Below are 13,249 nucleotides of genomic sequence, written 5' to 3' on the forward strand. Positions count from 1 at the left end.
CCCGGCGACGAAGGGCAACCCGGCAGACGCGACCCCGCCCCCCGCAAAGGCGCCCCGCAAAGGCCCCCCGGGCCTACTGCGGCCCGTACTTGCGGCCCGTCCGAGACGTGACGCTGCCGAGCAGGTTCCTCGGCGTCACCTTCACCACGCCCATCAGCGCCTTGTACCGCGGGTCCGGGACGGAGAGCGTCTTGCCGCGGGCGAGGTCGGCCAGGGCGACCGCGACCAGCTTGTCCGCGTCGAGCCACATCCAGTTGGGGATGTTGGACGTGCCCATCCCGGCGCGCTGGTGGAACTCCGTGCGCACGAAGCCGGGGCACAGCGCCATCAGCCGCACCCCGGACCCGGTCAGATCCTTCGCCGCGCCCTGGGTGAACTGCACGACCCACGCCTTCGAGGCGCCGTACGTCCCGCGCGGCACGAACGCCGCCACCGACGCGACGTTCACGACACCGCCGCGGCCGCGGTCCCGCATCGACGCCGTCGCCGCCGACGTCAGCCGCAGCACCGCCTCGCAGTGCACCTTGAGCATGGTCAGCTCGTCCTCGAGCGAGACCTCCAGGTAGCGGCCCTTGTTGCCGAACCCCGCGTTGTTGACCAGCAGGTCGACCGGGTCCCTGCGGTTCGAGAGCCGCTTCTCGACCGCCTCGATGCCCTTGTCCGTCGCGAGGTCCGCCGTGAGCACCTCCGCCTCGATGCCGTGCCGGTCGTGCAGCTCGGTCGCCTGCTCGCGCAGTCGCTTGGTGTCGCGAGCCACCAGCACGAGGTTGTGCCCGTCGCCCGCGAGACGCCGCGCGAAGGCGGAGCCGATGCCGGCGGTAGATCCCGTAATCAGAGCCGTAGTCATGCGCCAAGGCTAGTGAGATCGCGTGACCGCCGCGTCGCGCGGAAGGACCCGGGCCTCAGACGGTGACCGCGGCGGCCTGCTGCGCCACGTACTTGCGCGCGCGCTCGGCCGTCCCCGGATGCAGGGCATCGCCCGCCGCGAGCAGCCGCGGCAGCAGCGCCTTGTCCGTGGTGACGGCCCGGAACTGGAGGCCGACGGTGACCTCGTGGTCCGGCCGGTGGATGATCTCGATGACGTCCCCGGCCCGGATCTCACCCGGCGCGATCACCCGTAGATACGCGCCCGGCGCGTCCCCGTCGGTGAACCGCTTGACCCACCCCTTCTCGTCGAGATGGCCCTGGAACGTACGGCAGGGAATGCGCCCGCTCGTCACCTCGAGCACCAGATCGGAACCTACCCGCCAGCGCTCACCGATCTTCGCGCCGTTCACGTCGACCCCGGACGTCGTGAGGTTCTCGCCGAAGGCCCCGTCGGGCAGGTCCCGCCCGAGGGTCCGCTGCCACGCGTCGAGGTCCTCGCGGGCGTAGGCGTACACCGCCTGGTCGTTGCCCCCGTGGTGCCGCAGGTCGCAGATCTCATCACCGGCCAGGCCGCTCCCGCCGACGCCCTTCGCGCCCGGCGCGCTCACGAGCACCGGCCCCCGCACCGGCCGCTTGTCGATACCGGTGTGGCCGGAGGGCGCGCCGGTGTACTCGGCGGCCTTGCGGCGGCCCACATTGACAGAAAGAAGCTCCATGCAGGCAGGCTAAGCGAGCGCCCCTCAAAGGCGCAGAGCAATATTTCGCGCCATGTCCAAGCGTCGCTTATGCTCGATGCATGATCGAGGCCCGTCATCTCCGTGTCCTGCGCGCCGTGGCCGCCACCGGCTCCTTCTCGGCCGCGGCCCGCGAGCTCGGCTGCACCCAGCCCGCCGTCAGCCAGCAGATGAAGGCCCTCGAATCCTCGGCCGGTACGACCCTCCTGATCCGCACGGGCCGTGAGATGCGTCTGACGCAGGCGGGCGAGGCGCTGGTCAGGCACGCCGCCGGCATCCTGGCCGGGCTCACCGCCGCCGAGGAGGAGGTCGCCGCGATCGCGGGGCTGCGCGCGGGCCGGGTCCGGCTCGTCTCCTTCCCCAGCGGCAGCTCCACGCTCGTCCCCTGCGCCCTCGCTGCGCTGCGCGCGGCCCACCCGGGCACCCGTGTCTCCCTCGTGGAGGCCGAGCCGCCGCGCTCCGTGGAGATGCTGCGGGAGGGCGACTGCGACGTGGCGCTGGCGTTCCGGTACGAAGGGGCGACGGCGGCGGAGGAGTGGGACGACCTCGTCGTACGACCGCTGCTCGCGGACCGGCTCGTCGGCCTCGTGCCGGAGGGGCACCGGCTCGCCGACGCGGAGTCGGTCACCATCGGGGAGTTCGCCGACGAGTCGTGGATCGCGGGCTGCCCCCGCTGCCGCAGGCAACTGGTGGAGGTCTGCGAGAGCGCGGGCTTCGAGCCCCGGATCGATTTCGCGACCGACGACTATCCGGCGGTGATCGGCCTGGTCGGCGCCGGTCTGGGGGTTGCGGTGCTGCCGGAGCTCGCGATCGAGTCCGTACGCCCGATGGGTGCCCGCACCGTGACGGTGGAGCCTGCCGTGCGGCGGGAGATCGTCGCGCTCACGCTGCCGGATCTGGCGCAGGTGCCGGCCGTCGCCGCCACGCTGGACCACCTCGCGCGGGCTGCCGCCCGCTGATCGGCACCCCTGCGGGGGGGGGCGCCCTCTTGAAGAAACGTTCCTTCAGCTGTGTGACACGGCTCTGCCCGCCGGCGCGGAGGCCGTGACGAGGCGATTGCGCGCGCGGCCCATGAGCTCTTCGCGCTCGTCCTCGGTCAGCCCGCCCCACACGCCGTACGGCTCGCGCACCGCGAGCGCGTGAGCGGCGCACTCCGCCCGCACCGGGCACCGCATGCAGACCTCCTTGGCGGAGTTCTCGCGTGCGCTGCGGGCCGCTCCCCGCTCGCCCTCCGGGTGGAAGAAGAGCGAGCTGTCGACCCCGCGGCAGGCCGCGAGGAGCTGCCAGTCCCACAGATCTGCGTTCGGTCCGGGAAGGCGGGAGAAATCTGCCATTGCTGGTCCCCTTGGTGCCGTTCTGACGCGGATACGGTGCCCATGACCGTACATCTACTATCTAAGGAGATGAAAATATGACTCATTGCGAATCTAGCCATAGACACCAGGAAAAGGGAAGAAAAGGCGCTAAATGGGGCATAGCTTGTGATGAAAGGTTGAGGGTCTCCCGCGCGCTCTGCGCTGTGTCCGCGCCCTCACGTAGAGTGCCGAACGTGGCTGACCGCCCCGTAACTCTTTCGGGTGACCGTCGTTGAGAGTGCGGAGGCGGTTGAAAGAACAAGCGCTCGGGCAGGTGTCCGAGAGCGTCAACCGCACAGGTGACGAATAAGTACCAGCCTGGAGGCTCAAGGTGACGCGCAGCAGCTGTGAGAGCCGCGGAGGACAGTCATGACATCCGTCCTCGTCTGCGACGACTCCCCGCTTGCCCGAGAGGCGCTCCGCCGCGCGGTCGCGACCGTGCCCGGCGTGGAGCGTGTGACGACGGCGGCCAACGGCGAGGAAGTCCTCCGCCGCTGGGGCGCCGACCGCTCGGACCTGATTCTGATGGACGTACGCATGCCCGGTCTCGGTGGTGTGGAGACCGTCCGGCGGCTGCTGTCCGCCGACCCCGGTGCGCGCATCATCATGCTCACCGTCGCCGAGGACCTGGACGGGGTCGCGCTCGCGGTCGCGGCCGGCGCCCGCGGCTATCTGCACAAGGACGCCTCGCGCGCCGAGCTGCGCGCGACCGTCACCCAGGCCCTCGCGGACCCGACGTGGCGGCTCGCCCCGCGCAGACTGCGTTCGGCCGAGATGGGCGCCGCGCCCACGCTCACCGCGCGCGAGATCCAGGTCCTCGAAGGCATGAGTCACGGCCGCTCGAACGCGGAGATCGGCCGTGAGCTCTTCCTCTCCGAGGACACGGTGAAGACGCACGCCAGGCGGCTGTTCAAGAAGCTCGGCGCCTCGGACCGGGCACACGCCGTGGCGCTCGGTTTCCGCTGGGGTCTGGTTCGCTGAGTGTGCCGCCGCGGGGGCACCGCGATCCCCGCCCGCCACGAGGTGGGCGGGGCGACGGACGCCCGCGGCTGCTTGTTTCGCCGCCGATGCCGCATCCTTGAGGTGTGGAGTTCCTCGGGGACGAGTCGATCGAGCGGGAGGGGAGGGCGCAGGAGATGAGTTCCGGCGCACCTGCTCATAACGCTTCAGTGCACAACTACGGACGCGGTGCCACGGATAAGTCGCCGTCAAGGCACCATGGACCGATGCGCGATGACAAGACGACGGTGATCGGTGCCCTCGTACTTCGCGCGGTGGAGGGCGACGAGCAGGCCACGCACGACCTGCTGGCACACGTGCACCCTCTCGCGCTGCGCTACTGCCGCACCCGGCTGTCCCGACTGCCGGGTGACGCACGGCACTTCGTGGAGGACCTGGCGCAGGAAGTCTGTGTCGCCGTGCTCCTCGCGCTGCCGCGCTACAAGGACACGGGACGCCCCTTCGAAGCCTTCGTCTTCGCGATCGCGGCGCACAAGGTGGCCGATCTGCAGCGTGCGGCGATGCGGCACCCCGGATCGACCGCCGTGCCCTCCGACGAGATGCCCGAGCGGCCCGACGACTCGCTCGGTCCCGAGGAGCGCGCGCTGCTCAGCAGCGATGCCGAATGGGCCAAGAAGCTCCTCGCCAACCTGCCGGACAACCAGCGCGAGCTGCTGCTCCTGCGGATCGCCGTCGGCCTCACGGCCGAGGAGACCGGGCAGATGCTGGGGATGTCTCCCGGGGCGGTGCGGGTCGCCCAGCACCGGGCCCTGAGCAGGCTGCGGGCGCTCGCCGAGCAGTAGCGGTCCGTCGCCCCGGGGGCCGTACGAACGTACAAAGCTTGCCGATGATCTTGATCGTGGAATGAGACACCCTCAGAGCCCGTTAGCATGGACATCCGCACCGATCAAGGCCATTTGGGGAAGGTGTCATGACTGCAAACGGCGGTTCTTCGACTGGGGTGCCCGAGAAATTCGCGACACTAGGGCTGACCTACGACGACGTGCTGCTGCTGCCGGGCGCGTCGGACATGGCGCCCGACCAGATCGACACTTCCTCGCTCGTCTCCAAGAACGTCCGGGTGAACGTCCCGCTGCTGTCCGCGGCGATGGACAAGGTCACCGAGGCCCGCATGGCGATCGCCATGGCGCGCCAGGGCGGCGTCGGTGTCCTGCACCGCAACCTCTCCATCGCCGACCAGGCCAACCAGGTCGACCTGGTGAAGCGCTCCGAGTCCGGCATGGTCACCGACCCGATCACGGTGCACCCGGACGCGACGCTCGGCGAGGCCGACGCGATCTGCGCGAAGTTCCGCATCAGCGGCGTCCCGGTGACCGACGCGGCGGGCAAGCTGCTCGGCATCGTCACCAACCGTGACATGGCCTTCGAGAACGACCGCAGCCGTCAGGTCCGCGAGGTCATGACGCCGATGCCGCTGGTCACCGGCAAGGTCGGCATCTCCGGCGTGGACGCCATGGAGCTGCTGCGCCGCCACAAGATCGAGAAGCTGCCGCTGGTCGACGACGCGGGCATCCTCAAGGGCCTCATCACGGTCAAGGACTTCGTGAAGGCCGAGAAGTACCCGAACGCCGCGAAGGACGGCGAGGGCCGCCTCCTCGTCGGCGCCGCCGTGGGCGTCGCGGGCGACGCCTTCGAGCGCGCCCAGGCACTCGTCGCGGCGGGCGCCGACTTCATCGTCGTCGACACGGCGCACGGCCACTCCCGCCTGGTCGGTGACATGGTCGCCAAGATCAAGTCGGACGCCCCGCGTGTGGACGTCATCGGTGGCAACATCGCCACGCGCGACGGCGCCAAGGCGCTCATCGACGCCGGTGTCGACGGCATCAAGGTCGGTGTCGGACCCGGCTCCATCTGCACCACGCGTGTCGTCGCCGGCATCGGCGTACCGCAGGTAACGGCCATCTACGAAGCGTCGCTCGCCGCCAAGGAGGCCGGTGTCCCGGTCATCGGCGACGGTGGCCTGCAGTACTCCGGAGACATCGCCAAGGCGCTCGTCGCCGGCGCGGACACGGTCATGCTGGGCTCGCTCCTCGCTGGCTGCGAGGAGTCCCCGGGTGAGCTGATGTTCATCAACGGCAAGCAGTTCAAGTCGTACCGCGGCATGGGCTCGCTGGGCGCCATGCAGACCCGCGGCGAGCAGAAGTCCTTCTCCAAGGACCGCTACTTCCAGGAGGGCGTCGCCTCCGACGAGAAGCTGGTGCCCGAGGGCATCGAGGGCCAGGTGCCCTACCGCGGCCCGCTCTCGGCCGTCGTCCACCAGCTGGTCGGCGGACTGCGCCAGTCGATGTTCTACGTAGGCGGGCGCACCGTCCCCGACCTCCAGGCCAACGGCCGTTTCGTCCGCATCACGTCCGCGGGTCTCAAGGAGAGCCACCCGCACGACATCCAGATGACGGTCGAAGCACCGAACTACAGCCGTACGAAGTAGTCTCCTGCGCTCCACGCGCGCGTGGAGGGGCGGTCCCGGATCACCGGGGCCGCCCCTTCGGTGTGCGTCGGGGATACTGGACAGGCAGACCAAGAGGGAAAGGCCCCACAACGTGACTGAGATCGAGATCGGGCGCGGCAAGCGCGGCCGCCGCGCGTACGCCTTCGACGACATCGCCGTCGTACCGAGCCGGCGCACCCGCGACCCGAAGGAGGTCTCGATCGCGTGGCAGATCGACGCCTACCGCTTCGAGCTGCCCTTCCTGGCCGCTCCCATGGACTCCGTGGTCTCGCCGCAGACCGCCATCCGCATCGGTGAGCTCGGCGGCCTCGGCGTCCTGAACCTCGAGGGCCTCTGGACGCGGTACGAGGACCCGCAGCCGCTGCTCGACGAGATCGCCGAGCTGGACTCGGAGACCGCCACCCGGCGCCTCCAGGAGATCTACGCGGCCCCGATCAAGGCCGACCTCATCGGGCAGCGCATCAAGGAGGTGCGCGACGCGGGCGTCGTCACCGCCGCCGCGCTCTCCCCGCAGCGCACCGCCGAGTTCTCCAAGGCCGTCGTGGACGCCGGGGTCGACATCTTCGTGATCCGCGGCACCACCGTCTCCGCCGAGCATGTCTCCGGAGCCGCCGAGCCGCTGAACCTGAAGCAGTTCATCTACGAGCTGGACGTGCCGGTCATCGTCGGCGGCTGCGCCACGTACACCGCCGCCCTGCACCTGATGCGCACGGGCGCCGCGGGTGTCCTGGTCGGCTTCGGCGGCGGCGCCGCGCACACCACGCGCAACGTCCTGGGCATCCAGGTCCCGATGGCCACGGCCGTCGCCGACGTCGCGGCCGCCCGCCGTGACTACATGGACGAGTCCGGCGGCCGGTACGTGCACGTCATCGCCGACGGCGGCGTGGGCTGGTCCGGCGACCTGCCCAAGGCCATCGCCTGCGGCGCGGACTCCGTGATGGTGGGCTCCCCGCTGGCCCGCGCCACGGACGCGCCCGGCAAGGGCCACCACTGGGGCATGGAGGCCGTCCACGAGGACGTGCCGCGCGGCAAGAAGGTCGACCTCGGCACGGTCGGCACCACGGAGGAGATCCTCACAGGCCCGTCGCACATCCCGGACGGCTCGATGAACTTCTTCGGAGCGCTGCGCCGCGCGATGGCGACGACGGGCTACAGCGAGCTCAAGGAGTTCCAGCGCGTCGAGGTGACGGTCGCGGACTCGCAGCACAAGCGCTGACGGAACGCACACGGAAGGGCCCCGGTACTTCGTACCGGGGCCCTTCTTGTCGTCCCGAAGCGTCACAGGCGGTGTGCCGCGCCCGCCGGGGTCGCGCCCCTGGTGTCGAGGAGGAGCTGGGCCTTCACGGCCAGACCCTGGAGGTCGTACGTGCGGTGGTGCTGGAGCAGGATCGTGAGGTCGGCGTCGGCCGCCGCCTCGTAGAGGGAGTCCGCGCGCGGGACGGGGCGGCCGAGCACGCTCCAGTTGGGCACGTACGGGTCGTGGTAGCTGACGGCCGCGCCGAGCTCCATGAGGCGCGTCGCCACCTCCTGCGCGGGGGCGCCCTGCTGGTCGGCGAGGTCGGGCTTGTAGGTGACGCCGAGGAGCAGCACGCGGGCGCCGCGGACGGACTTGCCGTGTTCGTTGAGCAGGGTCGCCGAGCGCTGGATGACGTACTGCGGCATGCGGTCGTTGACCTGCTGGGCCAGTTCGACCATGCGCAGGGGGCGGACACCGCGCGAGGGGTTCGGGATGTCCAGGGGGACGCCGTGGCCGCCGACGCCGGGCCCGGGGCGGAAGGCCTGGAAGCCGAAGGGCTTCGTCTCGGCGCAGCGGATGACGTCCCACAGGTCGATGCCGAGGTCGTGGCAGAGGACCGCCATCTCGTTGACCAGGGCCATGTTGACGTGCCGGTAGTTGGTCTCCAGGAGGTGCACGGTCTCGGCCTCGCGGGGGCCGCGGGCGCGCACGACCTTGTCGGTGAGGCGGCCGTAGAAGGCGGCGGCCGACTCGGTGCAGGCGGGGGTGAGTCCGCCGATGACCTTCGGGGTGCCCGCGTAGCCGTGGGTGCGGTTGCCGGGGTCGAGGCGGCCGGGGGAGTACGCGAGGTGGAAATCGCGGCCCGCCCGCAGGCCCGAGCCCGTTTCGAGGATCGGGCGGAGGAATTCCTCGGTGGTCCCCGGGTAGGCGGGGGATTCGAGGATCACGGTGGTGTGCGGCCGCAGGCGCGCGGCCAGCGCCCTGGCTGCCTCGGCCACCTGACCGAGATCGAGCGAGCGGTCCGCGGCCGGTGGCGTGGGGGCGCAGATGACGGCGGTGCGGACGCGGCCGAGCTCGGCCGGGTTGACGGTCGGCCGGAAGCCCCCCGAGAGCATCCGGCGGACGTCGGCGGCCGTGAGGGTGCCTTCGGCGCCGTCGCAGGGCAGCCGGCCGCCGGCCAGGTCGGCGGCGCGGACGGGGTCGTAGCCGATGGTGGCGATGCCGCCGGAGACGGCGGCCTGGGCGAGGGGCAGGCCGAGGTGGCCGAGGCCGATGACAGCGAGATCTGCGGGCATGGCGGTGGGCCGTCCTCCCAATATCCGGACCGGGACGAGTGCGCAAGCCCTGTGGACAAGGCGGACCAGCGCAATGTCAGACTAGGAGTAAATATGACCGATTTGCGGTATTGCATCGCGTGGAGCTCCGGAGTGTTGTCCACAGGCTGGGGTCGCGTTCAGCGGGCGGCGCGGAAATCTGGGCATGATGTGAGTCCGACCACACCCGATCTCAACGGGAGGCAGCGGTGAGGACAGCGACACTCGGGCCGGCGCAGCGCGCCGAGTCACTTGCGGGAATGGCCGAACGAGAGCTGGACATCCTGGTCGTGGGCGCGGGCGTGGTCGGCGCGGGGACGGCACTCGACGCGGTGACCCGCGGCCTGTCCACCGGCCTCGTCGAGGCGCGGGACTGGGCCTCCGGCACGTCGAGCCGGTCGAGCAAGCTGATCCACGGCGGCCTCCGCTATCTGGAGATGCTCGACTTCGCGCTCGTGCGGGAGGCGCTCAAGGAGCGCGGCCTGCTCCTGGAGCGCCTCGCCCCGCACCTCGTGAAGCCGGTGCCGTTCCTCTACCCCTTGCAGCACAAGGGCTGGGAGAGGTTGTACGCGGGATCGGGCGTCGCCCTCTACGACGCCATGTCGATGTCGCGCGGACACGGCCGCGGCCTGCCCATGCACCGCCATCTGACGCGCCGCCACGCCCTGCGCGTGGCCCCCTGCCTGAAGAAGGACGCCCTCGTCGGCGCCATGCAGTACTACGACGCCCAGATGGACGACGCGCGCTATGTGGCCACCCTTGTGCGCACCGCTTCGGCGTATGGAGCGAAGGTCGCCAACCGCGCGAAGGTCACCGGCTTCCTGCGCGAGGGCGAGCGCGTCGTCGGCGCCCGGGTGCAGGACGTGGAGGGTGGCGGGGAGTACGAGATCCGCGCCAAACAGGTCGTCAACGCGACCGGTGTGTGGACCGACGACACCCAGGCGATGGTCGGCGAGCGCGGCCAGTTCCACGTCAGGGCGTCCAAGGGCATCCACCTGGTCGTGCCCAAGGACCGGATCAACGCGACGACCGGACTGATCCTGCGGACCGAGAAGAGCGTCCTCTTCGTCATCCCGTGGGGGCGGCACTGGATCGTGGGCACGACCGACACGGACTGGGACCTCGACAAGGCCCACCCGGCCGCCTCCAGCGCAGACATCGACTACCTCCTGGAGCATGTGAACTCGGTGCTCGCGGTGCCCCTCTCCCGCGACGACGTCCAGGGGGTGTACGCGGGCCTGCGGCCGCTGCTCGCGGGTGAGTCGGACGCCACGAGCAAGCTGTCCCGCGAGCACACGGTCGCGCACCCGGCGCCCGGCCTGGTGGTCGTCGCGGGCGGCAAGTACACGACGTACCGCGTGATGGCCAAGGACGCCGTCGACGAGGCGGTGCACGGCCTCGACCAGCGCGTCGCCGACTGCGTCACCGAGGACATCCCCCTCGTCGGCGCCGAGGGGTACAAGGCGCTGTGGAACGCCCGCGCGAGGATCGCCGCCCGGACGGGTCTTCATGTGGTGCGCGTGGAACACCTGTTGAACCGGTACGGCTCGATGGCCGAGGAAGTACTCGAACTCATCACCGCGGACCCGAAGCTGGGCGCGCCGCTGCCGGGCGCCGACGACTACCTCCGGGCCGAGGTCGTCTACGCCGCGTCACACGAAGGCGCCCGGCACCTCGACGACGTGCTGACCCGGCGGACACGCATCTCGATCGAGACGTTCGACCGGGGCACGCGCAGCGCCAGGGAGTGCGCCGAGCTGATGGCCCCCGTCCTCGGCTGGGACAAGGACCAGATCGAGCGGGAGGTGCAGCACTACGAGAAGCGGGTGGAGGCCGAGCGGGAGTCGCAGCGGCAGCCGGACGACCTGACGGCGGACGCGGCACGCCTCGGCGCCCCGGACGTCGTTCCCCTTTCCTAGCAGGGGACTTCACCTTTACTGGCAGGAGACTTCACGCAGGAGCACCGCGGCCGGGAGTATGACCGGTATGGGGCGCTGTGTCGGCATGGCGGTTCCCACCTCGTGCGCGGTACATCATGGGGCGGGACGGGGTCGACGGACCCTGGGCGCCGGCCGGTCCCCGAGTAAGGGACAATGAAGGCTCTGTCAGGGCGGGTTGCTCGGGTAGCAGCGGTAGCAGCAGAGGGGACGCATGTCGGACGCGGAGCAGACGGGTGACGCCCGTCGGGACAAGAGCGAACGTCTCCTCGCCGGCCGGTACCGGCTGGGAGAGGTGCTCGGCCGCGGAGGCATGGGCACTGTCTGGCGCGCCAAGGACGAGACCCTTGGCCGCACGGTCGCGGTGAAGGAGCTGCGGTTCCCCTCGAGTATCGACGACGAGGAGAAGCGGCGGCTCATCACGCGAACGCTGCGCGAGGCGAAGGCGATCGCGCGGATCCGCAACACCAGCGCCGTGACGGTCTACGACGTGGTCGACGAGGACGACCGGCCGTGGATCGTGATGGAGCTGGTCGAGGGCAAGTCCCTCGCCGAGGCGATCCGCGAGGACGGGACGCTCACGCCGCGCCGGGCGGCCGAGGTCGGCCTCGCCGTGCTCGACGTGCTGCGGTCCGCGCACCGTGAGGGCATCCTGCACCGCGACGTGAAGCCGTCGAACGTGCTGATCGCCGAGGACGGGCGCGTCGTGCTGACGGACTTCGGCATCGCGCAGGTCGAGGGAGACCCGTCGATCACGTCCACCGGCATGCTCGTCGGCGCTCCCTCGTACATCTCGCCGGAGCGCGCCCGCGGGCACAAGCCGGGTCCCGCGGCAGACCTGTGGTCGCTGGGCGGCCTGCTGTACGCGGCCGTGGAGGGCGTGCCCCCGTACGACAAGGGGTCGGCCATCGCGACGCTCACCGCGGTGATGACCGAGGACGTCGAACAGCCGGTGAACGCGGGCCCGTTGGAGAAGGTCATCTACGGCCTGCTCGCCAAGGACCCGGAGCAGCGGCTCGACGACGCGGGAGCGCGGGCGCTCCTCATGGACGTCATCCACGCGCCGGACCTCAAGGTGGAGCCGGAGCCGGTGGAGGCGACCAAGGTCGTGCCGCTGCCGCCCGCGCCGCCGGCCCAGCCTCCCAAGGCGCCGAAGACTCCAAAGACTTCCATGTCGGCCAGGCTGACGAAGTCGCCGAGGACCACGAAGGCCGCGGGTGCCGCGGGTGCCGGCGCGGCCGGTGTCCCCGGGGGCGCCGCCGGTCCGGCCGCTGCCGCCGGGACCACCCGGGCCGGCGGGGCTGTCGGTTCCTCCGGGGCCGGCGGGTCCGCCGGGCGCAAGGCCGAGGAGGCCGCCGAGCGGGTGAAGGGGGCGTTCCAGTCGGTGCGGAAGGCGGCCGCGGCTGCCACCGCGCGCTCCACGGGCACGCCCGCGTCCACGCGCACGTCGAACGAATCGCCGTCCACCGGCTCCCCTTCCGGTGCGCGGGCCGTGCCGCCGAGGCCGCCCGTCAAGGCGTCGCTCACCGATGTGGTGCCGCGCCGGACCCTGGTGATCCTGTCCGTGGTGGTCGTGCTCGCCGTGCTCGGTACGGTGCTCGCCCTCGCGCTCGGCAACGACAACGCCGGCAGCGAGGACAACAAGGGCGGCGACAAGGCCGCGTCCAGCGGGGCCACCGCCGGTGGCGGCGGACAGGGCGACGCCGACAAGGACGCGGGCAAGGACACCGGCAAGGAACCGGACAAGGGCACCGGTACCGGGGACGACCAGGACAAGGACCCGGGCAAGGACGAGAGTTCCGAGCCGGACGAGGGCAAGGGGAACGACCCGAGCAAGGGCGACGACAAGAAGCCGGAGGACGGCGCCGAGTCGACGTACAAGCACTCCCAGGGCTTCAAGATCGGGCTTCCCAAGGGGTGGAAGTACCAGTCCACCGGCCGGGCGGGCGCGCGGTTCGGCGGGCCCGGCGGGCAGAAGCTGCTGATCGGCTGGACCACCACTCCCAAGGACAACCCGGTCAGCGACTGGAAGAACCAGGAGAACTACATGGTCCGGCCGCAGTACGACCGGATCCGCATAGAGAAGGTCGGCTTCCGCGGCTGGAACACGGCCGACTGGGAGTTCACCTACGTCGACGGCGGCACCAAGTACCGGTCGATAGACCGCGGCTTCGTCGTCAACGGCGGTCTGGGGTACGGAATGATGTACACCGCCAAGGCCGATGACTGGGGCAGCGAAGAGCGGCGGGGCGCGTGGCGGACCTTCACAAGGACGTTCGAGCCGAAGTCCTGAGCCTGAGATCTCGTATCCCCTCATTGCGGTTCGCCCACGGCACG

The 13,249-nt window shown here is 70.8% G+C and carries 11 protein-coding genes; 7 read left to right on the forward strand and 4 right to left on the reverse strand.

Going from position 1 to position 13,249, the window contains the following annotated elements; translation table 11 throughout:
* Positions 1-73: 73 nt before the first annotated feature.
* Both AB0N81_RS29005 and AB0N81_RS29010 read right to left on the reverse strand, forming a co-directional pair.
* Positions 74-847 (reverse strand): SDR family oxidoreductase, encoded by a 774-nt coding sequence (locus AB0N81_RS29005; RefSeq protein WP_365363393.1) that lies wholly within the window; start codon positions 845-847, stop codon positions 74-76.
* Positions 848-902: 55 nt separating this feature from the next.
* Positions 903-1,583 (reverse strand): MOSC domain-containing protein, encoded by a 681-nt coding sequence (locus AB0N81_RS29010; RefSeq protein WP_365363395.1) that lies wholly within the window; start codon positions 1,581-1,583, stop codon positions 903-905.
* 80 nt (positions 1,584-1,663) lie between these two features.
* Here AB0N81_RS29010 and AB0N81_RS29015 point away from each other — a divergent pair, with 80 nt between their 5' ends.
* Entirely contained in the window at positions 1,664-2,560 is an 897-nt protein-coding gene (locus AB0N81_RS29015) for a LysR family transcriptional regulator (RefSeq protein ID WP_365363397.1), read from the forward strand.
* 45 nt (positions 2,561-2,605) lie between these two features.
* On the opposite strand, the gene AB0N81_RS29020 is transcribed toward AB0N81_RS29015, so the two are convergent.
* Positions 2,606-2,935, reverse strand: a complete 330-nt coding sequence (locus tag AB0N81_RS29020) for a WhiB family transcriptional regulator (RefSeq protein WP_365363399.1) — start codon at positions 2,933-2,935, stop codon at positions 2,606-2,608.
* A gap of 390 nt (positions 2,936-3,325) precedes the next feature.
* Here AB0N81_RS29020 and AB0N81_RS29025 point away from each other — a divergent pair, with 390 nt between their 5' ends.
* The 4 genes from AB0N81_RS29025 to AB0N81_RS29040 all read left to right on the forward strand — a co-directional run bounded on the left by AB0N81_RS29025 (position 3,326) and on the right by AB0N81_RS29040 (position 7,641).
* Positions 3,326-3,937, forward strand: coding sequence for a response regulator transcription factor (locus AB0N81_RS29025; protein ID WP_003948568.1), 612 nt, complete (start codon positions 3,326-3,328; stop codon positions 3,935-3,937).
* A gap of 245 nt (positions 3,938-4,182) precedes the next feature.
* Positions 4,183-4,758: a sigma-70 family RNA polymerase sigma factor gene (locus AB0N81_RS29030; protein ID WP_055563244.1), complete on the forward strand. Its 576-nt coding sequence runs from the start codon at positions 4,183-4,185 to the stop codon at positions 4,756-4,758.
* 128 nt (positions 4,759-4,886) lie between these two features.
* Positions 4,887-6,404, forward strand: a complete 1,518-nt coding sequence (guaB, locus tag AB0N81_RS29035; protein ID WP_365363401.1) for an IMP dehydrogenase — start codon at positions 4,887-4,889, stop codon at positions 6,402-6,404.
* A gap of 112 nt (positions 6,405-6,516) precedes the next feature.
* Positions 6,517-7,641: a GuaB3 family IMP dehydrogenase-related protein gene (locus AB0N81_RS29040; protein WP_362993411.1), complete on the forward strand. Its 1,125-nt coding sequence runs from the start codon at positions 6,517-6,519 to the stop codon at positions 7,639-7,641.
* Between the two features lie 62 nt (positions 7,642-7,703).
* Here AB0N81_RS29040 and AB0N81_RS29045 read toward each other — a convergent pair whose 3' ends face one another.
* A complete protein-coding gene (locus tag AB0N81_RS29045) occupies positions 7,704-8,957 on the reverse strand; it encodes a nucleotide sugar dehydrogenase (protein WP_365363404.1) in 1,254 nt (417 codons plus the stop codon).
* Positions 8,958-9,184: 227 nt separating this feature from the next.
* Here AB0N81_RS29045 and AB0N81_RS29050 point away from each other — a divergent pair, with 227 nt between their 5' ends.
* Both AB0N81_RS29050 and AB0N81_RS29055 read left to right on the forward strand, forming a co-directional pair.
* On the forward strand, positions 9,185-10,894 hold the full coding sequence (locus tag AB0N81_RS29050; protein ID WP_365363406.1) for a glycerol-3-phosphate dehydrogenase/oxidase: 1,710 nt from the start codon (positions 9,185-9,187) through the stop codon (positions 10,892-10,894).
* A gap of 232 nt (positions 10,895-11,126) precedes the next feature.
* The gene (locus tag AB0N81_RS29055) at positions 11,127-13,205 is read left to right on the forward strand and encodes a serine/threonine-protein kinase (RefSeq protein ID WP_365363407.1); all 2,079 of its coding nucleotides are present in this window, start codon (positions 11,127-11,129) and stop codon (positions 13,203-13,205) included.
* Positions 13,206-13,249: the final 44 nt, after the last annotated feature.

The sequence above is a fragment of the Streptomyces sp. NPDC093510 genome, from assembly GCF_040683555.1.
Lineage (GTDB): Bacteria > Actinomycetota > Actinomycetes > Streptomycetales > Streptomycetaceae > Streptomyces.

Excerpts from the sequence above, each read along its gene's own strand:
- AB0N81_RS29005 (WP_365363393.1), bottom strand. The coding sequence starts at position 847 with ATGACTACGGCTCTGATTACGGGATCTACCGCCGGCATCGGCTCCGCC.
- AB0N81_RS29010 (WP_365363395.1), bottom strand. The coding sequence starts at position 1,583 with ATGGAGCTTCTTTCTGTCAATGTGGGCCGCCGCAAGGCCGCCGAGTAC.
- AB0N81_RS29015 (WP_365363397.1), top strand. The coding sequence starts at position 1,664 with ATGATCGAGGCCCGTCATCTCCGTGTCCTGCGCGCCGTGGCCGCCACC.
- AB0N81_RS29020 (WP_365363399.1), bottom strand. The coding sequence starts at position 2,935 with ATGGCAGATTTCTCCCGCCTTCCCGGACCGAACGCAGATCTGTGGGAC.
- AB0N81_RS29025 (WP_003948568.1), top strand. The coding sequence starts at position 3,326 with ATGACATCCGTCCTCGTCTGCGACGACTCCCCGCTTGCCCGAGAGGCG.
- AB0N81_RS29030 (WP_055563244.1), top strand. The coding sequence starts at position 4,183 with ATGCGCGATGACAAGACGACGGTGATCGGTGCCCTCGTACTTCGCGCG.
- guaB (WP_365363401.1), top strand. The coding sequence starts at position 4,887 with ATGACTGCAAACGGCGGTTCTTCGACTGGGGTGCCCGAGAAATTCGCG.
- AB0N81_RS29045 (WP_365363404.1), bottom strand. The coding sequence starts at position 8,957 with ATGCCCGCAGATCTCGCTGTCATCGGCCTCGGCCACCTCGGCCTGCCC.
- AB0N81_RS29055 (WP_365363407.1), top strand. The coding sequence starts at position 11,127 with ATGTCGGACGCGGAGCAGACGGGTGACGCCCGTCGGGACAAGAGCGAA.